The organism is Hafnia sp. HMSC23F03 (assembly GCF_001816025.1).
In the GTDB taxonomy this organism is placed as follows: domain Bacteria; phylum Pseudomonadota; class Gammaproteobacteria; order Enterobacterales; family Enterobacteriaceae; genus Hafnia; species Hafnia paralvei.
The window spans coordinates 106,364-127,469 of sequence record NZ_KV824232.1; the positions used below are offsets into that span (position 1 = coordinate 106,364).

General features: G+C 47.5%; 23 protein-coding genes. 14 read left to right on the forward strand and 9 right to left on the reverse strand.

Annotated features, from left to right (window positions below):
• Positions 1-3: 3 nt before the first annotated feature.
• Complete coding sequence (gene ompC, locus HMPREF3091_RS14360; protein WP_070716678.1) at positions 4-1,107, reverse strand: porin OmpC; 1,104 nt, start codon at positions 1,105-1,107, stop codon at positions 4-6.
• Positions 1,108-1,583: 476 nt separating this feature from the next.
• On the opposite strand from ompC, the gene HMPREF3091_RS14365 reads away from it, so the two are divergent.
• Entirely contained in the window at positions 1,584-1,838 is a 255-nt protein-coding gene (locus HMPREF3091_RS14365; RefSeq protein WP_035503451.1) for a hypothetical protein, read from the forward strand.
• A gap of 12 nt (positions 1,839-1,850) precedes the next feature.
• On the opposite strand, the gene HMPREF3091_RS14370 is transcribed toward HMPREF3091_RS14365, so the two are convergent.
• Positions 1,851-2,090, reverse strand: coding sequence for a YceK/YidQ family lipoprotein (locus HMPREF3091_RS14370; protein ID WP_070716564.1), 240 nt, complete (start codon positions 2,088-2,090; stop codon positions 1,851-1,853).
• 335 nt (positions 2,091-2,425) lie between these two features.
• On the opposite strand from HMPREF3091_RS14370, the gene HMPREF3091_RS14375 reads away from it, so the two are divergent.
• The 3 genes from HMPREF3091_RS14375 to HMPREF3091_RS14385 all read left to right on the forward strand — a co-directional run bounded on the left by HMPREF3091_RS14375 (position 2,426) and on the right by HMPREF3091_RS14385 (position 4,529).
• Positions 2,426-2,641: a YccJ family protein gene (locus HMPREF3091_RS14375; RefSeq protein ID WP_004093025.1), complete on the forward strand. Its 216-nt coding sequence runs from the start codon at positions 2,426-2,428 to the stop codon at positions 2,639-2,641.
• Positions 2,642-2,706: 65 nt separating this feature from the next.
• Positions 2,707-3,276 (forward strand): 3'-5' exonuclease, encoded by a 570-nt coding sequence (locus tag HMPREF3091_RS14380; protein WP_004093023.1) that lies wholly within the window; start codon positions 2,707-2,709, stop codon positions 3,274-3,276.
• 53 nt (positions 3,277-3,329) lie between these two features.
• Positions 3,330-4,529: a multidrug effflux MFS transporter gene (locus HMPREF3091_RS14385; protein WP_070716566.1), complete on the forward strand. Its 1,200-nt coding sequence runs from the start codon at positions 3,330-3,332 to the stop codon at positions 4,527-4,529.
• A 74-nt stretch (positions 4,530-4,603) separates the two neighbouring features.
• On the opposite strand, the gene dadX is transcribed toward HMPREF3091_RS14385, so the two are convergent.
• Positions 4,604-5,674 carry a catabolic alanine racemase DadX gene (gene dadX, locus HMPREF3091_RS14390; protein ID WP_070716569.1) on the reverse strand — a complete coding sequence of 357 codons (1,071 nt, stop codon included), beginning with the start codon at positions 5,672-5,674 and terminating at the stop codon, positions 4,604-4,606.
• An 88-nt stretch (positions 5,675-5,762) separates the two neighbouring features.
• The gene (locus HMPREF3091_RS14395) at positions 5,763-7,067 is read right to left on the reverse strand and encodes a D-amino acid dehydrogenase (RefSeq protein ID WP_070716571.1); all 1,305 of its coding nucleotides are present in this window, start codon (positions 7,065-7,067) and stop codon (positions 5,763-5,765) included.
• A 711-nt stretch (positions 7,068-7,778) separates the two neighbouring features.
• On the opposite strand from HMPREF3091_RS14395, the gene HMPREF3091_RS14400 reads away from it, so the two are divergent.
• Complete coding sequence (locus tag HMPREF3091_RS14400) at positions 7,779-9,314, forward strand: SpoVR family protein (RefSeq protein WP_070716573.1); 1,536 nt, start codon at positions 7,779-7,781, stop codon at positions 9,312-9,314.
• 93 nt (positions 9,315-9,407) lie between these two features.
• Here HMPREF3091_RS14400 and fadR read toward each other — a convergent pair whose 3' ends face one another.
• Positions 9,408-10,127: a fatty acid metabolism transcriptional regulator FadR gene (gene fadR, locus HMPREF3091_RS14405; protein WP_004093015.1), complete on the reverse strand. Its 720-nt coding sequence runs from the start codon at positions 10,125-10,127 to the stop codon at positions 9,408-9,410.
• Between the two features lie 297 nt (positions 10,128-10,424).
• Here fadR and HMPREF3091_RS14410 point away from each other — a divergent pair, with 297 nt between their 5' ends.
• Complete coding sequence (locus HMPREF3091_RS14410) at positions 10,425-10,712, forward strand: alpha trans-inducing factor protein (RefSeq protein ID WP_070716575.1); 288 nt, start codon at positions 10,425-10,427, stop codon at positions 10,710-10,712.
• A gap of 246 nt (positions 10,713-10,958) precedes the next feature.
• Here HMPREF3091_RS14410 and HMPREF3091_RS14415 read toward each other — a convergent pair whose 3' ends face one another.
• On the reverse strand, positions 10,959-11,267 hold the full coding sequence (locus HMPREF3091_RS14415; protein WP_139146219.1) for a hypothetical protein: 309 nt from the start codon (positions 11,265-11,267) through the stop codon (positions 10,959-10,961).
• A gap of 378 nt (positions 11,268-11,645) precedes the next feature.
• Here HMPREF3091_RS14415 and HMPREF3091_RS14420 point away from each other — a divergent pair, with 378 nt between their 5' ends.
• The gene (locus HMPREF3091_RS14420; RefSeq protein WP_004093005.1) at positions 11,646-12,059 is read left to right on the forward strand and encodes a hypothetical protein; all 414 of its coding nucleotides are present in this window, start codon (positions 11,646-11,648) and stop codon (positions 12,057-12,059) included.
• 154 nt (positions 12,060-12,213) lie between these two features.
• Here the strand turns inward: HMPREF3091_RS14420 and fsa are convergent, their stop codons facing one another.
• Positions 12,214-12,879: a fructose-6-phosphate aldolase gene (gene fsa / locus HMPREF3091_RS14425; RefSeq protein WP_004093003.1), complete on the reverse strand. Its 666-nt coding sequence runs from the start codon at positions 12,877-12,879 to the stop codon at positions 12,214-12,216.
• A 156-nt stretch (positions 12,880-13,035) separates the two neighbouring features.
• Between fsa and HMPREF3091_RS14430 the strand changes: the two genes are divergently transcribed.
• From HMPREF3091_RS14430 to HMPREF3091_RS14445, 4 genes are all read left to right on the forward strand, one after another.
• The gene (locus HMPREF3091_RS14430; RefSeq protein ID WP_070716579.1) at positions 13,036-13,935 is read left to right on the forward strand and encodes a glycyl-radical enzyme activating protein; all 900 of its coding nucleotides are present in this window, start codon (positions 13,036-13,038) and stop codon (positions 13,933-13,935) included.
• 4 nt (positions 13,936-13,939) lie between these two features.
• Complete coding sequence (locus HMPREF3091_RS14435) at positions 13,940-16,372, forward strand: formate C-acetyltransferase/glycerol dehydratase family glycyl radical enzyme (protein WP_070716581.1); 2,433 nt, start codon at positions 13,940-13,942, stop codon at positions 16,370-16,372.
• Between the two features lie 73 nt (positions 16,373-16,445).
• Entirely contained in the window at positions 16,446-17,207 is a 762-nt protein-coding gene (locus tag HMPREF3091_RS14440) for a DeoR/GlpR family DNA-binding transcription regulator (protein ID WP_004092998.1), read from the forward strand.
• On the forward strand, positions 17,204-17,449 hold the full coding sequence (locus HMPREF3091_RS14445; RefSeq protein ID WP_070716582.1) for a DUF2164 domain-containing protein: 246 nt from the start codon (positions 17,204-17,206) through the stop codon (positions 17,447-17,449). The genes HMPREF3091_RS14440 and HMPREF3091_RS14445 overlap by 4 nt, the downstream gene beginning before the upstream one ends.
• 39 nt (positions 17,450-17,488) lie before the next feature.
• On the opposite strand, the gene aphA is transcribed toward HMPREF3091_RS14445, so the two are convergent.
• The gene (gene aphA / locus HMPREF3091_RS14450) at positions 17,489-18,202 is read right to left on the reverse strand and encodes an acid phosphatase AphA (RefSeq protein ID WP_004092994.1); all 714 of its coding nucleotides are present in this window, start codon (positions 18,200-18,202) and stop codon (positions 17,489-17,491) included.
• Between the two features lie 334 nt (positions 18,203-18,536).
• Between aphA and dinI the strand changes: the two genes are divergently transcribed.
• Positions 18,537-18,785: a DNA damage-inducible protein I gene (dinI, locus tag HMPREF3091_RS14455; RefSeq protein ID WP_008813764.1), complete on the forward strand. Its 249-nt coding sequence runs from the start codon at positions 18,537-18,539 to the stop codon at positions 18,783-18,785.
• Positions 18,786-18,982: 197 nt separating this feature from the next.
• Here the strand turns inward: dinI and tehA are convergent, their stop codons facing one another.
• Entirely contained in the window at positions 18,983-20,002 is a 1,020-nt protein-coding gene (tehA, locus tag HMPREF3091_RS14460; protein WP_070716584.1) for a dicarboxylate transporter/tellurite-resistance protein TehA, read from the reverse strand.
• 235 nt (positions 20,003-20,237) lie between these two features.
• Here tehA and HMPREF3091_RS14465 point away from each other — a divergent pair, with 235 nt between their 5' ends.
• Both HMPREF3091_RS14465 and bssS read left to right on the forward strand, forming a co-directional pair.
• On the forward strand, positions 20,238-20,525 hold the full coding sequence (locus HMPREF3091_RS14465; RefSeq protein ID WP_070716586.1) for a hypothetical protein: 288 nt from the start codon (positions 20,238-20,240) through the stop codon (positions 20,523-20,525).
• Between the two features lie 168 nt (positions 20,526-20,693).
• Complete coding sequence (bssS, locus tag HMPREF3091_RS14470) at positions 20,694-20,948, forward strand: biofilm formation regulator BssS (protein WP_004092990.1); 255 nt, start codon at positions 20,694-20,696, stop codon at positions 20,946-20,948.
• The last annotated feature ends 158 nt before the right edge of the window (positions 20,949-21,106 follow it).

Here is a 21,106-nt window from a genome sequence, read left to right on the forward strand (position 1 = left end):
GAATTAGAACTGATAAACCAGCCCCAATGCCACTACGTCATCGGTATTCAAATTCAGCGGATTATTATCATTGAGCTGATTAATTTTGTAATCAACAAAGGCTGACATGTTTTTGTTGAAGTAATAGGTTGCCGCTACGTCGATATATTTCACCAGATCCGCATCGCCTACCCCTTCAATATCCTTACCTTTTGACTGGATATATCCCAGCGATGGGCGCAGGCCAAAATCAAACTGGTATTGAGCAATCACCTCGACGTTTTGTGTTTTATTGGCCAAGCCTTTAACGCTGGTATTCACGCCATTGATCTCCGCCGTCCCTGAAATAGGCGTCATATTTCGCGTTTCTGCATACATTGCGGCCAAGTAAACGTTATTAGCATCATATTTTAAGCCCGCCGTCCACGCATCCGCTTTATCGCCATGACCAAAGGCTAAATTCTGCTGAGCCTGAGTACGGTCGGAAGACGCATAGGCTCCACCGATCGAAATGCCATCGACAATTTCATACGTGGTTGATAGCGAGTAACCATCGCCATTTTGCTTAGTAATATCGCGATCGTTTTCATTTTTGCCCTGATATTGCAGTGCAAAGTTCAGACCATCAACCAGCCCGAAGAAATCGCGGTTACGGTAAGTGGCAAGCCCGGTACTGCGCCCTGTCATGAAGTTATCGGCTTTGGTATAGCTGTCGCCACCAAACTCAGGGATCATATCCGTCCACGCTTCCACGTCATACAGCGCACCATAGTTACGCCCATAGTCAAATGAGCCAAACTCACTGAATCGCAAACCAGCAAAGCCTAAGCGTGTTTTGGTTCCCGTAGCGCCGTCGCTTTCAGCGCGGTTAGCGGCAATCTGATACTCCCACTGACCAAAACCCTGCAAGGTATCGTTAATCTGGGTAACACCTTTGAAGCCAAAACGTACATAAGACTGGTCGCCATCCACCGACTGATTATCTGAAAGATAGTGTTCAGCCTTTACGCGCCCATACATATCCAGCTTATTGCCATCTTTATTGTAAACTTCTGCGGCATGCAAAACAGGGGTTGCCAAAGAAGCAACGGCTAAAGTCATCATCATTGCCAGCGCGTTTTTTTTCATTTTTTCATCCATCGAAGGGTTATCTGCATTAAATTTTGTATGCCTTTCATCTCACAACCTCTGAAGGCGAAGATGTTTTACCGGATGGAGATGAAAATTTTATTGCAGAAATAATACTTCTGATGACATCGATTTAGGCTTAATAAACCTGAGGATATTTTCCAGAAAAACTTCGGTTAATTAAGCACCTAATAAAAAGTCTTGGAAACGTATTAGTATCTCGGATAATAAGCAGCGCTAATTTTTTGCGTCACAACAGAAATATAAAAATGTTTGCTAACATTTTTTAAATTATCAAAAGCCCGATTTGGGATAGGCATGCGGAAAACAAGGCTATACTTCTGAGGTTTTGTTACCTAGCTCGATTGTTATCTTGGACAACTAAAATTCATCCCTTGAAGCGCAATGTTTTAAACGCGATATTAAAAAAACATGCTTAAACACCTGCGCTTCAGCACTCATACAGGAATTTACCGATGAATACCTTGCTGATTGATGATGTGGCTCAGAGCTTATTTCGCAGTGAAGTTTCGAAAATTATTGGTGAAGCCGTTAGCGATTTAGTCGGCGCAGAAGGCGATATCGTATACGGGAAATTAATCAACTCACTGGCTCATTCTGCCGATCAGGAAACCAGCATAGCGCGTAAAACGCTATTATTAAGTGCCATCGATCGTTTGATCGGAGATGAAAACCTGCTGCGTCGTAAACGATTAGTCGAAAGCAAATAATTCAGAACGAACTCAGTCGTATGGGCCATGCTTAGCATCAAATGGCAACATAAACGTATCGGCAATCAGCGAGAACGGCACATCCAGCGCAGTCACATAGCGCCATGGGCTGTCGCGTAAATCCCACTGTACTCCCGGATAATATTGATATCCGTGTCCCTTCCCTACTGTTCGGCTAATGATGCTCCCGCAACCGCTGAGCGACGCAGCACATACCATCAGCAATAGATATTTTGGCCATAAAGCTGTCATCAAAAAGTCTCTCTATACACTCAATAGATTTCAGGCGGCAAGTGAGTCCCAATGAGCTTACATAAGTCAGTGATTAGGGGAGCAAAAGCAGCCAACGTATCGGAAGCCTGAAAGATGACGATTATAGTTCAAGCAATAAGCGGCATCGAAGTATATATCAGTGGCTAGATGCGAATACCTGCGATAAGGTAAAACACAAGCGGCTCGGGGATTTTGTCGATGCACTCTGAGGTAAGTGGTTAAATTTATAGCACTTGGCCTGACAAAACTAACCCACCAGCGAAAACAGGTTCATACTAGATCAGGTTACTTCGATCGTATCTAAGGAGACCGTTATGTCAGATCCACATCATATTGCCGAATGGGCGCGTCTACGTGAAACCTCTATCGAAATCGCACACGCTATTTTCGAATTAGCGAAGAACGACGAAGTTCTAGCACAAAAAATTTGGGACGAAGGCAGCGATGAAGTATTGCCTCTGGCGTTCTCTAAAACAGATAAAGATGAGTTATTTTGGGGCGAAGAGACTATTTTCCGCGCCAACGTATAGCTCATTTTTGCTCAGATAATGCCCGTTTATCGGGCATTTTTTTTCTCATCAACGTTAGGATCGCTATGCACCACCTCATGCTGGATATTGAAACGCTGGATACCACCCCGAGCGCGGTGATCCTCTCCATTGCCGCCGTGTTTTTCGAGCCGTTGACAGGAGAGCTGGGCGAAACTTTTTCTGCTCAAATTAGCCCACAAAAACCACAGCCTAACCGAACGATCAGCGCCGATACCGTCGCATGGTGGGCGCAGCAGTCTGACGCCGCGCGTAAAGAGGCCTTTTCAGGCACAGAAACCTTAAAGAAAACGCTGACGCAATTTAGCCGATTTATTCACATCAACAGTAGCGATAAAATCCATGTTTGGGGCAACGGTAAAGAGTTTGACTGCACCATACTCGAACATGCCTACCAGCAGTTGGAGATGGCCTGTCCGTGGGATTTTTGGCGCACTCAGGACGTTCGCACTTTAGTGACGTTAGCCAGAACGCTGGGCTTTGACCCGAAGAAAACACGCCCTTTCGAAGGGGTTCCACATTTGCCATTAGACGATGCCTGCCATCAAGCACGCTATGTCTCAGATATCTTCCGTTCCTTACGTGTGATACCGTCGGCGCTAGAAAATCATCATTAATATCTGATAAGTTCCACCTGCTTAACTGACCACAAAAAACATAAAATAAACCTATGCGAAACTATATTCTGCTCCTGCTCAGTCTTGTCTTATTTGGCCCTTTGGGGATAGACCTTTTCCTGCCGACCATCCCCGCTATTGCCGCGGATTTTCAGGTTAAAAACGAAGTCATTCAGTCCACGATCTCACTGTTCCTTTTGGTGATGGGACTGGGACAGCTTATCGCGGGGCCTCTGGTTGATAAGTTTGGTCGACGTCCTATCGCGCTAATCGGCATTGCCCTGTATATCATTGGCTCAACCGTCGCCGCGCTGTCCAACTCTTCGGATATTTTTGTGCTCGCTCGCGTCATTCAAGGATGCGCCGTATGCTGCACTGGCGTGGTGTGCTTCAGCGGCGTTCGCGATCGTCTGAACGGTAACGAAGCGGCGAAAGCATTTGGCTTTCTCAACGGTACGCTAAACATTGTGCCAGCGTTAGCTCCGTTACTCGGCGGCATTCTGGCCGAGTTGTTTAACTGGCGCGCTCCGTTCTGGTTCCTCGTGTTTTATGCCGTCGTGGTTTTCGTCATTATCGCTATTTGGTTGCCAGAAACCCGCCCAGCCGACACGAAACCGGTAAAGGGTCTTCCGTTAAAACAATATGCTCGTATTCTAAGCAACAGCCGCTTCTTACGCTTTGCGCTGGTTAACGCTGGCGCGATGGGAATGGCGATCACCTATGTCTCCTTCGCGCCTACCGTACTCATGACTGAAGGTAAACTTTCTCCGCTGGTGTTCTCGCTTATCTTTGGTGGCAACGGCTTTTGGATTTTGTTCGTCAGCCTCATCGCCAATAAAGTGATTCAGCGTGCGGGTCGCCCGTTCTGTCTGATGCTGGGGACTCTGCTAATGGCATTAGGTAGCATCGGTCTTTTTGCGGGGATGCACTTGCTGCCAGTCGACGCCAGTCAGCACTGGCTGAGCTATATGCTGCCCGTAGCCAGCGCCTGTGCGGGTTTAGCCTTTATCATGGGGCCTGCCACTAGCTATGCACTAGAGCCTTATTCTGACGAAGCCGGGATTGCGTCAGCGCTGGTAGGATTTGTGCAGATGGCGATAGGATCCTGCATCGCGCTCATCGCCATCGCACTCCCGATGGCAGCCAAACCCACTTTAGCGCTAGTGATGCTGTTAGGGGCGGTGCTCGCGCTCTCTGCGCGCTTACTGAGCAGCAAACTAAAGGGGCGCGTTAAATCGGTTCATCAAGCTTAACCGTCCTAAAAAAAGAGCGGAGCACCATGAGATGTTCCGCTCTTTTTTATTGAGCTAAGCAAGATACTTTTCCGTCATAACACCGTTACAGGCACTCTCGGGGCCACGGCACAGAGTAATTCATAACCAATAGTCCCTGCGGACTGCGCAACATCATCTACCGGCAGGTTTTGCCCCCACAGCTCGACAGATTCACCGATTTGCACTTCTGGCAACGCGGTTAAATCAATGGCTAGCATATCCATTGAAACCGTGCCTAGTAACTGAGTACGTTGCCCGCTAACCCATACCGGTGTTCCCGATGGCGCATGGCGTGGATAGCCATCCGCATAGCCGCAGGCCACAATACCTATTCGCTGAGGTTGTACCGCCTGATAGCGGCTACCGTAGCCAACGCTATCGCCTGATTGCATGTTTTGGATAGCAATAATTTCGCTGTGCAAGCTCATGACCGGACGTAAATGGCTTTCCGCAATATCATGCCAGCGACCGGTTGGCGATGCCCCGTAGAGAACAATACCTGGTCTGACCCAATCGGCGTGCGTCGGTTGATGCCACAGCGTAGCTGCCGAATTTGCCAAACAGCGCGGTGCTGAAATATCAACGGCGGCCGCATTAAACGCAGCCAGCGGTGACTCCACGCCCAGATGGTTATCGGCATTAGCAAAATGGGTCATCAGCGTAATTTGATCCACGTTCGGCAGTGCTCGAGCGGAATGATAAATCGCCATCAATTGCTCAGGCATAAAGCCTAAACGGTGCATACCGGTGTTCACTTTCAGATAGATATCAACCGGCGCGCTTAAACGAGCTCGTCCTAACATTTGTAACTGTGATTCATTATGGATTGTCGTGGTTAGACGGTATCTATCAATGAGTTGTAGATCCTGCGGTTGAAAGAACCCCTCTAGCAACAGGATTGGCCCCTGCCATCCCTGCTCACGCAGTAAAACCGCTTCTTCGATGTCGAGTAACGCAAAGCCATCGGTTTTTGCCAACGCTCGCCAGATACGACTTAACCCATGCCCGTAGGCGTTTGCTTTGACTACCGACCAGATTTTAGCCTCTGGCGTCTGCTGACGGATCTGATCGAGATTGTGAGTTAACGCCGACAAATCGATGGTCGCACGAATGGGACGAGGCATAGTCCTCTCCTATAAAAATAATCCTAAAATGCAGGTGAACCGCAGCCGCGCAGGAGGAATAGCAATCCTCCCGCGGCGTGTTTAATTGTTAGTGTGCGGTATGAATATCGCTTAGGCTACGTCCGCTCTGTTGGCGAAAAGATTTGTCATAGCGTGCGACAGAAAGATCTTCAGATGGAATTGCTGGCGTGACGCCTGAAATAATATCCGCCAACAGTTGACCGGAACCACAAGCCATAGTCCAACCTAAGGTGCCATGCCCGGTATTTAAATAGAGGTTCTTGATCGGCGTTTTGCCAACCATTGGCGTGCCGTCTGGCGTCATTGGACGTAGTCCAGTCCAGAATTTGGCCTGCTCAATATTACCGCCGTTTGGATAGAGATCGCGCACCACCATTTCCAGCGTTTTACGTCGTGCGTCCAATAAATGTGTATTGAAGCCCACAATCTCAGCCATTCCGCCGACGCGGATCCGTTGGTCGAAACGCGTAATAGCAATCTTATACGTTTCATCCAAAACGGTAGACACTGGCGCGCCGTCCGGACGCGTAATCGGGATGGTCAACGAATAGCCTTTCAGCGGATAAACCGGTATCGCTAGCATGTCGTGCAACAGTGCCGTTGAGTAAGAGCCAAAAGCCACGACATAGGCATCACCCGTGATAACGTTGTTCCCGCATTGCACACCCGATATCTGATTTCCCTGTTTTAACAGGCGATCGACCGACGTGTTAAAACGGAACTCGACACCTTCACGCTGCGCCATTGTCGCTAACTGTTGAGTAAACAACTGACAATCACCGGTTTCGTCATTAGGCAGTTGCAGACCACCGGTCAACTTATGCTGTACCTGCGCTAAAGCAGGCTCCACCGAGCCAAGCTCTGCGGCTTCCATTAACCGATAGGGAACGCCAGCGTCTTTCAGCACATCGATGTCACGAGCGGCATTTTCAAACTGCTGCGCGGTACGAAACAGTTGTAGAGTCCCTTTTTGGCGACCTTCGTAATGGATGTTGGTTTCTGCGCGTAGTGCTTTCAGGCAGTCGCGGCTATATTCAGACAGGCGAACCATGCGAGATTTATTGAGCGCATAGTGCGAGCTATCGCAGTTACGCAGCATTTGCCACATCCAGCGCAGCTGATCGGTAGTGCCATCCAACCGGATAGCCAAAGGCGCATGGCGTTGAAACATCCATTTGATGGCTTTCAACGGCACCCCAGGCGCAGCCCAAGGTGCAGCATAACCGGGCGATATTTGTCCTGCGTTTGCCGCACTGGTTTCGAGTGCAGGACCATCTTGTCGATCCAGCACCACCACCTCATGGCCAGCCCGCGCCAGATACCAAGCACTCGCGACGCCGACTACCCCACTCCCCAGCACGATAATACGCATAGACAACTCCACATCCCGATGGTTAAAAGCACAATATTCTGGTTACACAAAAATAACCAAATATAAAAATCTGACCAACAACTCTTACTGCAAATGTGAATGAAATCACGATTATTTCAATGTTGCGATATATCGACAGGGTTTAGCTTCCAATACCAAAATAAATTTAATTAATTGAAAAACAAAGAATTTCAAAATATCATCAATTACATATTTGCAACATCTAGCTTAAGCATATGACATTCGTGATGGCTTTGCTCTTATCTGGCTTTTACTTTATGTTGCGTAAATTTTTATCACCGCAGCTAGTTCTGACTCATTAGTAACAAACCTCTCACTCTCTCTATTATTGAGTGGATATCTGGAATATAACGGTGATTTTTACTCTCACACTTGTGGAATTCACCCCTAGACCTTTCCCTAGCACAACCATCACCTACCTCACTAAAAACCATTTAAAATGCAAAACTAAAAACCAATTATTTAGCTAAAAGGCAAAATAAAACTCCGATAAATTGCATTTTTATCGCCACCGGATTCTCCCCTTTAGCGAGCCAACCGCCCTAACGAAGCCACTTTAAGTCACTGGTACCGCGACAAAACATCTCGCTTTTTCTCCCTTGAGCTACGCTTGTTACAGGGTCTACATATCTGATAGATCCGCTGACAAAGAATCCACTGACAATCATGTTTTCGTCGGGAGATGCGCTAATGACTATTTCAACTCGCAAGCAGGCACGGGAAGCCGCCACCCTAAGTGATGGCCCAGATTGGACGTTCCCGTTGCTACAGGAATATTTAGATCAAATCGATCGCGTCGCGAAGCATTATCGACTGGATACCTACCCGCATCAGATTGAGGTCATTACCGCTGAACAAATGATGGATGCCTACTCTAGCGTCGGTATGCCCATCAACTACACCCATTGGTCGTTTGGGAAAAAATTTATCGAGACCGAGCAGCTGTATAAGCATGGTCAGCAGGGGTTGGCTTATGAAATTGTCATCAACTCCAACCCCTGTATTGCCTATTTGATGGAGGAAAACACCATCACCATGCAGGCGCTGGTGATGGCACACGCGTGTTACGGACATAACTCATTTTTTAAGAACAATTATCTGTTTCGCAGTTGGACAGATGCTAGCTCCATCGTCGATTATCTGCTGTTTGCTCGTCACTACATCAGCGAATGTGAGGAGCGTTATGGCGTGGATGAGGTCGAACGCTTGCTGGATTCTTGTCATGCATTGATGAATTACGGCGTCGATCGTTACAAGCGACCTCAGAAAATATCAATGGAAGAAGAAATTGCGCGTCAGAAGTCACGCGAAGCGTATTTACAAAGTCAGGTCAACGACTTGTGGAAAACACTGCCTCGTCGTGAACGCGAAGAACAAGCAGTTGAAGCTGTACGCTTTCCCAGTGAACCACAGGAAAATATTCTCTATTTTCTAGAAAAGAACGCGCCGTTGCTGGAACCATGGCAGCGTGAAATTGTGCGCATCGTGCGCAAAGTAAGCCAATATTTTTACCCGCAGAAGCAGACTCAGGTAATGAACGAAGGTTGGGCTACCTTCTGGCACTACACCATCCTGAATCATCTCTACGATGAAAATTTGGTTAGCGATCGCTTTATGTTGGAGTTTCTACACAGCCATACCAACGTGGTGTACCAACCTGCCTACAACAGCCCGTATTACAGCGGTATTAATCCGTACGCGCTCGGCTTCGCCATGTTCCAAGATATCAAACGCATCTGCCAAAATCCGACAGAAGAGGATCGCCACTGGTTCCCCGCCATTGCCGGTTCTGATTGGCTAGAAACGCTGCACTTTGCCATGCGTGACTTTAAAGATGAGAGTTTTATCAGCCAATTTTTATCACCAAAACTGATGCGCGATTTTAGACTGTTTACGGTATTGGATGATGATAGAAATAACTATCTGGAAATTGACGCAATCCACAACGAAGAAGGCTATCATCGGATCCGCGAACAGCTTTCAGCCCAGTACAATCTCAGTAATCATGAACCGAATATTCAGGTGTGGAACGTTGCATTGCGCGGTGATCGCTCTTTAACCCTGCGCTATGTGCCGCATAATCGGGCGCCGCTGGATAAAGGGCGACGCGAAGTGCTAAAACATCTGCATCGCCTATGGGGTTTTGATGTTTATTTAGAGCAGGTAAACGAAGAGGGTAACGTTGAGCTGTTGGATCGTTGCCCTCCTCGGCCCAACCAGCTTTAATATTTTGGCACTTTAGCCAAATGCAAAAAGGGCGCTAAATGCGCCCTTTTTCTATCTTATTTGCAATGTGATCAACGACGAAGCAATCAACAACTAGCGACGGCCTTCAGCCAAGTCGCTTGGGATGGACCCCTGCATGCTATGCCAAATAGCACCGCTGTCTTTACCGTAGTTACGCACATACTCCATGACTTTCTCGTAATTCTGCTCATGACACAGTTGGCTCAGCTTGGCATAAAACGACAGCGCAAGCTTACGCGCGTCCGGATTAGAGAAGTAATAGCGCCCTACGCGAGTATATAGACCTTTCAATCCATTGAGGATTAATCCATAGATTGGATTGCCCGAAGCAAATGCCAAGCCACGGAAAATGCCATAGTCCAAATCGGTAAAGGCTTCAGCGTGATCTTCTACCGTTTCGGCCTGTGCCAAAATCTCTTGAACTTTATCAGGATGCTGGCGAACCGCGGTGCGGATAAAAATAGAAGCGATGTTGGTGCGTACGGATAACAGGTTATCAATAAGCTGCGGAACGCTGTCGTGATCGAGGCGAGCCAATGTTTCCAGAATGTTTAACCCTGAGGTTTCCCAGAAATTATTCACTTTTGTTGGTTTACCATGCTGAATCGTTAACCAACCATCTCGCGCTAAACGCTGTAGAACTTCACGCAGAGTGGTGCGAGTGACACCAATAAGCTCAGATAGCTCACGCTCCGCTGGTAAGATTGATCCAGGTGCAAAGCGGTTATTCCAAATACTTTCAATGATATACTCTTCTGCAAACCCTGCTGGACTCTGCGCCTTAATAACCATATTTTTGACGTTCCGTAACGACGATATTCCACTAATAACATAGGCTCATCATACCAGATCGACTATGGCTGATATAGCATTGATGCTCGCGATTATACGAAACAATAGATCATTCATCACAAAAACCATCTCATCTTGCGGCGGTAATTATGTTGCATGCCTGCATTTCTATGTAAAAAACTCAATCTCTGCTTAACACTTCCGTAGCAAATAAGAATAAAACTCAATTAGATCTGGATTGATAGTTGGCATGAGAGTTAAAATAACAATCGTTATCAATCATGTTCAGAGGACAGTATGGATCTTGCAGGTATTTTGATTAGCGCATCCTGTGTGTTGACGACTTCCGCCCTGCTGGTGACGGTCTATGGTGGCAACGGTATGCCACGATTTTTCCGCAAACCTCAGCCTAAGTCTGAACCACAATACCAACAGTCAGTCGAGGCCTCAGCGTTAGAAGATGGCAAATCTCCTGATGTTGGCGACCTCAATATTTCATTGCCAGCCATGAGCGCAATGGGCGATCTGAATATCGCTCTCCCTGTTGCTCAAACCGTGATCGGTGATATCAGAGAAGCGTACTAACATTTACATTTCTCTCTGGCATAGAAAGAAAACCACCCTGTCAGGTCTCACTCACAGGGTGGAAATAATTATATCTTTGGCACGGCTAATAATCTTACTGGTAGTAAAGAAGGCTTTAAGCATCCGCTAGAAAGTATTGGATGATGTCTATTTGTCAGCGTTTCCACTCTGTTCTAAAAATAAGATTAGGCTTCAGTTGCCATCTCACCCCACTCACGCTCAACTGTGGGAAAGATACCCCGCAAACTACCTCTCTTCCATTAATGCCACTTTACCCGTTTTGTAAATAATGACCATGAACGGTGCCGCGCTATAAACGGTGGCTTTGTCGTTGGTTTCCTCAATAGCTGCAGGAGAGCCATTAATCGTAACCCACCCGTTCTTACCGACCACTTCCGCGTCGTTGCCCTTCCATATTTTGACCTTTACGGCCGCTTTCGCTTTCTGAGCGTGTTGCACAGGAAACTGTAAAAGGTCTAGTTCCAGTTGCCGATTAAATTCAGGCTGAGCTAGGTGTGCGGATACGCCACCCAACACCATGTTAGGAACCAACACACCAACCTTCAGTTCTCACTTGATCGTGATGACGTATTTAATTTTGAACAGGATGATTTTGTCCACTTTTCATGAATAAGAAATGTCGCAATTCTTGTTGATGAAATAAGCGGTCAGGAGACCGTAACGCAATAATTCGCAGTATTTATGTATAATATTTAAAAAATAATTGAAGCGAATCGTAATCAAGTTCCGCGTGATGGGCTCGGTTTAGCTGACCTCCCTGTTCTGAGAATCTATAGCGCATCAGATATTGTCCAACACACTGATAAATTATCACCGGATGTGCTTGCAGCTATCCAAGACACGTTTACGTGCTAATCGTGCAAGTCGGAACCATTCAAGCCGTATATTAAATAATGAAGGTAGATTGAAAATATGTTGAGCACCAAAAGCACTCTGATTATTGGCGCGTTAGTCGTTGCCGTTGGGTGTGTGAGTTTTGTCAAAGGGCGTGAAGCAGGGAATGATGCGCGGGATCGTTTTCATTTGAATCAGGATTTAAGCGGCAGTCTTGCAATGAAATGTGAAAGTTTGATTGCAGATAAACCGAGAAATAACTTTGTTTACATTGATTTTGGTAAACAGACTATTTACTACAATGGAGATGAACTATTCAAATACACGAGCTTTACCGTATTCGCCAGTAGTCGAGGTGTTTCGTATAGTTTATTAGATACTCACGCAAAATTCGCCAGCATCACTCAGCTAGGCAACTATGCGCGAGTCTCTTTACGAGATGGTGACCATACCATTAACTATATGGACTGTGAGACTCAGGATGAGCAATAGGTGTGAAGCGATTATTTATTACGACAGGATAATGAGTTAGGCACTGCCGTAGCCATACGTTCAAATCCCCCCATTAAATCTGAACGTTTCAAACAAAAAACGGCATCCTAAAATGCCGTTTTCTGCAACGCGTTATAAAAACACAAATATTTGATTAGCCCAGCACGTTAGTACCAAAGGCTCCTTGCCAGTCTTGCTCAAATTTCTCAACCGCAGACTGCACCGCGGGACTGAGCAGCATTTGCTCGGCGATATCAATAGGCAACGTAATGGCTTCGCAGCCCGCCAGCATGCAATCTAAAGCCTGACGAGGCGTTTTGAAGCTGGCCGCTAGCACGCGGGAATCAGGGGCATGCATTTTTAGTAACTGATGTAATTCGCGCACCATACCAATGCCGTCACCGCCCTGCGCATCCACGCGATTCACATAAGGTGCCACATAAGCGGCTCCCGCCATTGCCGCCAGCAGGCCTTGACCTGCACCGTATACGGCTGTGCCTAACGTCGCGATATTCATCGTGTTCAGCTTCTTGATTGCCGCTAACCCTTCAGCCGTGGTCGGTATTTTCACAATAACACCAGAGACGCGTTCAGTCATCATGACCGCTTCGGTGACCATGCGCTCGGAGTCATTCGCTATGACCTGCGCAAAGAGTTTACCCGTACCACCTAACGCATCTCGCAGCGCCGGCAAAACTTCCCACAGTGATTTGCCCTCTTTGGCAATGATGCTTGGGTTAGTGGTGACACCCTGCAATGGCAAAACGCGCGCCAATCTTTTCACCGCAATAACGTCTGCCGTATCCAGATACAGTTCCATTTACTTCCCCTCACGAAAATGTGCTCAACGTCTTATTGTGAACACTATAAAGCATTAAACCCATCTCGAGTTGATCAATGTCAAACTAACTTTCATTCGAAAGTGCATTAATCTTCGTTAGTAATATTTGCGCAATTAATACGCTTCGGAGTTCGCATGCTATTCAACCTGCAACGCTATTCCACTCATGACGGCCCAGGTATCCGCACCGTGGTATTTCTCAAAGGATGTTCTTTGGGTTGCCGTTGGTGTCAAAACCCAGAAAGCCGTTCACGTAAACGTCAGGTGCTGTTTGATGCACGTCTGTGTATCGAAGGCTGTCAGCTATGCGAACAATGTGTGCCACAGGCCATTCTTCATGGCGGTAGCGGCATTACGATCAACCGTGAAGCACTCAGTGAAACCGATTTAGATCGTTTGCAAGAATGCTGCCCCACTGGCGCGCTCTCTGTGTGCGGAACCACGCTGGATCTGGATGAAGTGATGGCCACCGTGATGCGCGACGCCCCTTTTTATCAGCGTACCGGTGGAGGATTAACGCTCTCCGGCGGCGAACCATTTATGCAACCCGAAACCTGTTCTGAATTACTCAAACGTTGCCATGAGCACCAAATCCATACCGCGGTAGAGTCCTGTCTACACGTGCCTTGGCACAATATCGAACCCAGTCTTGAGTACCTAGACCTGCTATTGGCCGATCTCAAACACGTCAACGCAGACACCTTTAAGCAGTGGACTGAAGGTTCTGCAAAACGCGTTATGGATAATTTTTGTCGTCTTGCCCAGCGCGGTGTAAATATGACCATCCGAGTACCGCTTATTCCCGATTTCAACGCCGATGAAGCGTCTATTCGCGCCATCACCGATTTTGCCGCTAATGAGCTTGGCGTAAACGAAATTCATTTTTTGCCCTACCACACCCTTGGTATTAACAAATACCGCCTGTTGGATATGCCCTATCTAGCCGCGGATAAACCATTGGATAACCCAGAGTTACTCGACTTTGCGCAGCAATACGCCCGCGACAAAGGTCTAACGGCTCTGCTACGAGGATAATGCTATGACTCAACTTGATTTGACTACGCTGTCGCCACGCATTCGCGCACACAAAGAAACTCTGATCCATATTGCTAAACCGCCGGTATGTACCGAACGCGCTCAGCACTACACCGCAATGTATCAGCATCATCAGGATAAGCCATTACCCGTTCGCCGCGCGCTGGCATTGGCTCACCATTTGCAGCAGCGCACGATCTGGATTAAACACGATGAATTAATTATTGGTAATCAGGCCAGCGAAGTCCGTGCCGCGCCAATATTCCCAGAATACACCGTCAGTTGGATTGAGCAGGAGATCGATGAGTTAGCCGATCGTCCTGGCGCAGGGTTCTCTGTTTCAGCGGAAAACAAAGCGGTATTACACAAAATTTGCCCATGGTGGCGGGGACAGACGGTACAAGATCGCTGCTACGGTATCTTTACCGATGAGCAGAAAGCCTTGCTAGCGACGGGCATTATCAAAGCTGAAGGGAATATGACCTCCGGCGATGCCCATCTGGCGGTGAATTTTCCGTTGTTATTAGAAAAAGGTTTGGATGGCCTGCGTGAAAAAGTCGATGAGCGTCGTGGCCGTTTGCAGCTCACAGACTGGGATGACTTGCATAAAGAGCAGTTTCTTAAATCTATCGATATCGCATTAGCCGCGCTGAGCGAGCACATTTTACGTTATGCTGAATTAGCGCGAAAAATGGCGAAGCAGGAAACCCGTGCCGAGCGCCAATCTGAGCTCATTCATATCGCTGAAAACTGCGAGCTGATTGCCCATCAGCCACCGCAAACATTCTGGCAGGCACTCCAACTCTGTTATTTCATCCAGTTGGTATTACAGATTGAATCCAATGGTCATTCGGTTTCGTTTGGCCGCCTCGATCAATATCTCTATCCGTGGTACCGCCGCGACGTGGAGTTAACTCAGCATATCAGCCGTGAATTTGCGATTGAGCTTCTGCAGGGTTGCTGGCTGAAACTGCTCGAGGTGAACAAAATCCGTTCGGGTTCTCACTCTAAAGCGTCTGCGGGGAGCCCGCTGTACCAAAATGTCACCATCGGTGGACAAACACTGCTAAACGGGCAGCCGTGTGACGCGGTTAATCCCCTCTCCTATGCGGTGTTAGAGTCTTGCGGCCGTTTACGCTCAACGCAGCCAAATCTCAGCGTCCGCTATCATGCGGGAATGAGTAATGATTTTCTTGATGCCTGCGTGCAGGTCATTCGCTGTGGCTTCGGTATGCCTGCGTTTAATAACGATGAAATTGTTATTCCAGAATTTATCAAGTTAGGCGTTGAACCGCAGGATGCCTATGACTATGCCGCAATTGGCTGTATTGAAACCGCCGTCGGCGGTAAGTGGGGGTATCGCTGCACCGGCATGAGTTTTATCAACTTTGCTCGGGTGATGCTCGCTGCGCTGGAGCAAGGACGTGATGCCACCAGCGGCAAAGTTTTCCTCCCTCAAGAGCGCGCCCTGTCGAAAGGCAATTTTGATGATTTCGAACAGGTCATGCAGGCATGGGACGAGCAAATTCGTTACTACACGCGCAAATCCATCGAAATCGAATGTGTGGTTGATACCGTGCTGGAAGAAAATGCGCACGACATCATTTGCTCTGCGTTGGTTGACGACTGCATCGAAAGGGGCAAAAGCGTGAAGCAAGGCGGAGCCAAATACGACTGGGTATCCGGCCTACAGGTTGGGATCGCCAATTTGGGTAACAGCTTAGCCGCCGTGCGTAAACTGGTGTTTGAGCAAGGCGCCATTGGTCAACAACAACTGGCCGCCGCATTGGAAAATGACTTTGACGGTTTAGACGGAGAACTGCTGCGCCAGCGCCTGATGAACAACGCGCCTAAATACGGCAACGACGTAGATGACGTCGATAATCTGCTGGTTCGTGCTTATCAAACCTATATTGAGGAGCTGAAGCAATATCACAATACCCGCTTTGGTCGCGGACCTATCGGCGGCACCTACTATGCGGGAACGTCGTCCATTTCCGCCAACGTGCCTTTTGGTGCCGCCACACAGGCCACGCCGGACGGACGCAAAGCCAACACACCTTTAGCCGAAGGCGCTAGTCCAGCATCAGGAACCGACCACCTCGGGCCAACGGCGGTATTTAACTCACTGGCTAAGTTGCCGACCCAAGCAATACTGGGCGGCGTATTGCTGAACCAAAAATTGAATCCGGCAACGCTCGAAGCTCCTCGCGATCGTGAAAAGCTGATGCTGATGTTACGCACCTTCTTCGAAGTCCATCGCGGCTGGCACGTTCAGTACAACATTGTTTCACGCGAAACGTTGTTAGAAGCCAAAGCACATCCAGAGCACTATCGCGACCTCGTTGTTCGCGTCGCAGGCTATTCTGCCTTTTTTACGGCCTTATCTCCTGACGCTCAGGATGATATTATCGCCCGTACCGAACATACGCTTTGATGTGTGGCGACTCATCTCTGAACCATCGGTGGCTGCGGCCACCGATGTAATACGACGCTAAGCCAAGGAACTCATGAATTCAAGACAGCAAGCCATTCTGCAATATGTTAACGATCTACGCCGCGTCAGCGTGGCAGATTTGTCACGTAATACCGGCGTTTCAGAAGTTACTATCCGTCAGGATTTGAATCTGTTGGAAAAACGTAACTACCTAAAGCGCATACATGGCTACGCCGTTGCCTTTGAGAGCGACGACGTTGATGCTCGAATGATGATTAACTTCACCCTAAAACAGAAGCTTGCCGCCTATGCCGCCTCGTTGGTCAACGATGGCGAAACCATTTTCATCGAAAACGGCAGCACCAACGCCCTACTGGCTCGCTATTTGGCAGAACGCAAGCGGGTCACGCTGATCACGGTCAGTACCTATATCGCTCACTTATTAAAAGAAACCGAGTGTGAGGTCATCCTGATGGGCGGCCTGTATCAAAAAGGAAGTGAAACCATGGTTGGGCCACTCACCCGCCAATGTATTCAGCAGGTCTATTTCAGCAAGGCTTTCCTGGGTATTGACGGCTATCATCCCGAAACCGGTTTTACCGGACGCGATATGATGCGCGCCGATGTTGCCAATACGGTGCTAGCCAAGGGCGTGGAAAATATCATACTTACCGACTCGTCAAAATTTGGGCAAATTCATCCTAACCCGCTGCAACCGCTGAAGGCCATTTCTCGCGTCATTACGGATTATCGCCTTGACGATGGGTATAGAGATCATCTTAAAAAACAAAATATTCTTGTTGATACCGTTTATGAAGATCAGGCCATGCTATGAGTGAAATAACGTTCAGCCGTGACCAAACCGCTCACATGGTGGATAAACTGCAAAAGTATCTGCAACGCGAATTAGATGTGGAAATCGGCGATTTTGACGCTGAGTTTTTGCTGGATTTTTTCGCCAAAGAACTCGGCGCGCATTTCTATAACCAAGGTATGGCAGACGCACTACGCGTGGTGGAAGAAAAAACTGAAAGTCTGGTTGATACTTTAACCTGGCTGCAAAAGCCGGTTGATTAACTTAGCGAAGCAGACATTCTGCCCCGCTAAATCTATGCATTAGTATTCAGAGTTGACGATAACCTCTTCCCCCAACGCACCGGCCTTCGGCAACGGCTGGTAGCTTGAGTTTGAAGCACGCAACACGCGGATACCTCGGATCCCAACATCACGAGCCGCGTTGATGTCGCCATCAGAATCGCCGTAGTAAATCTTAATCTTCTTGTCCTTAATCCAATTCACCTTAGTATTTTGCCCCGGCAAATCACCTGCAAAGATCACCGAATTCATACTGGCAGCCGGAATTGAGAAATCGTCGCGCAGCGTCTCTGTCACCGTTTCAGTTTTGGTTGGGCTGCGTCCGGTGATGAAATAGATGCTATCCCCGCGTTTTAGATGCATGGCGATCAAATCTTTGCCCACCTGCTTTGGCATACTGAAACTATCCCAGCCGTTATTCATCTTTTCCCAAAACTCAGGATTCTTCAGATAGCTTTGATCTTGTGGCGAATATTCCTTCTGTCCACGATAAAAACCGGGGCTGGAAAAAAGTACGGTATCGTCAATATCAAAGCCGACTGCCATCGCAGGAATGCCTTGTAAACTGTTCTCAATCTGTTCTACGGACACCCAGTGAATTGGCATTTGGTGCGCCAATTGGGCCACGGTAACCCCAGCATTAAGCGGCGTATCCGTTGATATCTTTGCTTGTACCGAGTGGTTTAGACCAATCACAAGAGCGATAGCACTGAGTGCCAAGGTAATCTTACGCATGGAGAATCCTTTTATTTGTTGTTTTTCACATAAAATTGCTTCTATACCCAAACTAAAACGTCGCCAATGGAGCGTTGCATAGCCAAGTTATCGCTAGTTTACCTAGGATCTTTATCACAATTAGGTTTCATAATATGCAGCATAAACATTAGAAAATGTGCACTGGCTCGAATTTGGCGTGCTACGCAGAAGCATAAACCGGAGGCGGTTCGCAGATTCAGGGAAAAGTGTGGTGATAACGACTGAGAAATCAAAAAATATTGCTTGTACAGTATTGCGTTAGATTTACAGTGACTGTATACATATACAGTATATTGTGAATGCGGAGGCGACCATGCGCATTGAATTAACTTTGGATAAACGCAACAAACTCCCAGAGGGTGCTCTGGAAGCATTAAACCATGAATTTTCTAAGCGAGTAAACCATATCTATCCTGATACCGCTGTACAGGTACGAATGACTAACTCGAATACGCTGACCGTTATGGGTGGCTTAAAAGCGGATAAAGAACGCATCGAGGAAGTCCTGCAAGAGACGTGGGAAAGTGCCGATGACTGGTTCGATAACGGATTTAGCGAATAACTCAATTCAACAGCATAAGAAAATATCAATCTTGTGCCAATAATAGGCCTAGTTCACTGCCTGTAATGGGTGACAATAGGCTATGAGTTCCATCTCCGTTAGCCATAGGCTATTTCTACGGATATCTGCGGATATAATAAAATACGTAGGCCGGGAGTCGCTTCCCGGCTTTTTTTACCTAGTGCTAACGACATTTTTCATTCACCGAGCTTACAGCACGGCCTTTCGCTACGTGGAATCAAACGCCCCTGTAATAACAAGATCAGCGTTTTAATCATCAGCAGCGCGATCACCCCGTTAGTGAAAATAAACATCGGTACAGCAAGCGCCACGAACAACCCGTCCTGTTCACCCACGCTGAGGTGCAAAGCGGTGGTCGCGAGCGCTGAGATACCAAATGAAAAACTCCAGAACGACGCGTTAAACGGCTGTTTTAAATACCAAGGCATCAGCCTGAGCATAAAAATCAGCTGCAACAAACCATAGCCAAATAGCATTTTGGCGACAAAATCGGTGTGCCCGCCGTTGACGCTGAGATAGGCACTGCATGCCACTAGCGCAGGCGCTAGCTGGATCCCTAGCGATGTACGCACCGGTTTTGCCATCTCTCCGTGACTACGCAGCCGGTGTAGAATTGCGGGTTCTAGACTCAGCCATGAAAATACGCCTGCGCCAAAAAACATAATTCCCAAATCGTGAAAACCCAGCGCACCACACGCCATCGCGCTGATGAAATTATTCGCGACCGTTGGTAAATATAGTCCTGGAGTGGTGGCCTCTGCCGGATGTTCACCACGCCATAATCCCGCACTTTGCCATGCGGCATAGCACAGCTGTACGCAGGCCCCCACAGAAAATAGGATTTCGGCTAAAAGACGCGTCTGTGGATAAGCCGCTAGCCCAATGGATACCAGCATGGTCGTCGCAGGAAAAAGGCTGACAAAACTACCGGTCAGCGGATGGCGCATTTCGGCAACGACCAACGAGGGATAACGTAAAAGGCGGTATACAAAAGCAAACGCTAAACTCAGCCAAATAAGCGTGGCGACCGCCACTAGCCCTTCCCCAACCAGAGGCGATACCGGCCAGATCGTTGATGCGTAACGCCACGCAAACCCCATACCGATGATGCCCAGCACCATACCAAAGTATCCAGCGGGGATATTGATGACTTGAGGAGCGCGCTCAAGCGTCGAAGGGTGCAAAGAACTATTCATGAAAATCTTAACCAGCCAAAAACGGGACGCAAATTATAGCGGATACGGCTTTGAATGGATCGCCTTTCATCCTACAAAAGCGAAAAGTAGCATTCTTTTTACTAGTTATGCCTTTTGCTCGCGCTCATAAATCTCCTTTGTCTGATGGTATTGGTATAAAGGAGTGGTCTACGCTTAACTTAAACATGTGGTTTAGATTTCATACCCTAGGACATTTACCAGAGGACCAGCAGTAATGAACAGCGACAACCCTGAACATGCAATGACATTTGGTGAGCTTCTAGAACTGATTCACGATCAGCAACGAAGAATCAATGTGTTGGAAACGGCCTTTTCCTATCTGGCATTCGGACTCGAGAAAAAAAGCTGCCAATTGCTGACTCATAGCTTGAAATTAGAAGCCAACAACCAAACCTATGATGAAAAGACGCAACAGTATTTCGCCAAGCTCGCTGAACTGTTTGAAACGCGTAATTCAGGACTGGGAGACATTCCATCTACTAACAGCGATCGCGTCAGCTAAAGTCTACTTTTTAGCCAAACCTGCATCACAAAACATTTTTTTAACAAAAGAGTGAAAAAAAGCGCCATTCAAACAGTTAGATGCGTATACTGAAAGTGCCCACTCATTATGGGCCACATAGATCCTGGTTAGTAGCTCACGACAGTCACTATGTTATAGGGGGTCTTTATGAATGGAAAAGATGAAGTAATTCAGACACACCCAGTGGTTGGTTGGGATATTAGTACTGTTGATAGCTATGATGCTCTAATGATTCGCCTGCACTATCTTTCTTCACGCGATCAAGATCCTGAGAAAGCGGAAGTGGATCGCACGCTGTGGTTAACCACAGATGTCGCACGGCAGCTCATTGACATCCTTGAAGCCGGAATTGAAAAAATAGAGTCCTCGGAATACCAAGACATTGATTACCTTAAACATTAGTATAGTTATGCAACACTAAAACACCGCCCCTCACAAGGCGGTGTTTTTTTATCTTTAGATTGCCCTACGCCTTCGGTGCAGAGGTTATCATCAGGTTGTAAAATAGATCGTAGATATTGTGTATTCCTGATGATGGAAACAACACAATACTGGTTTCA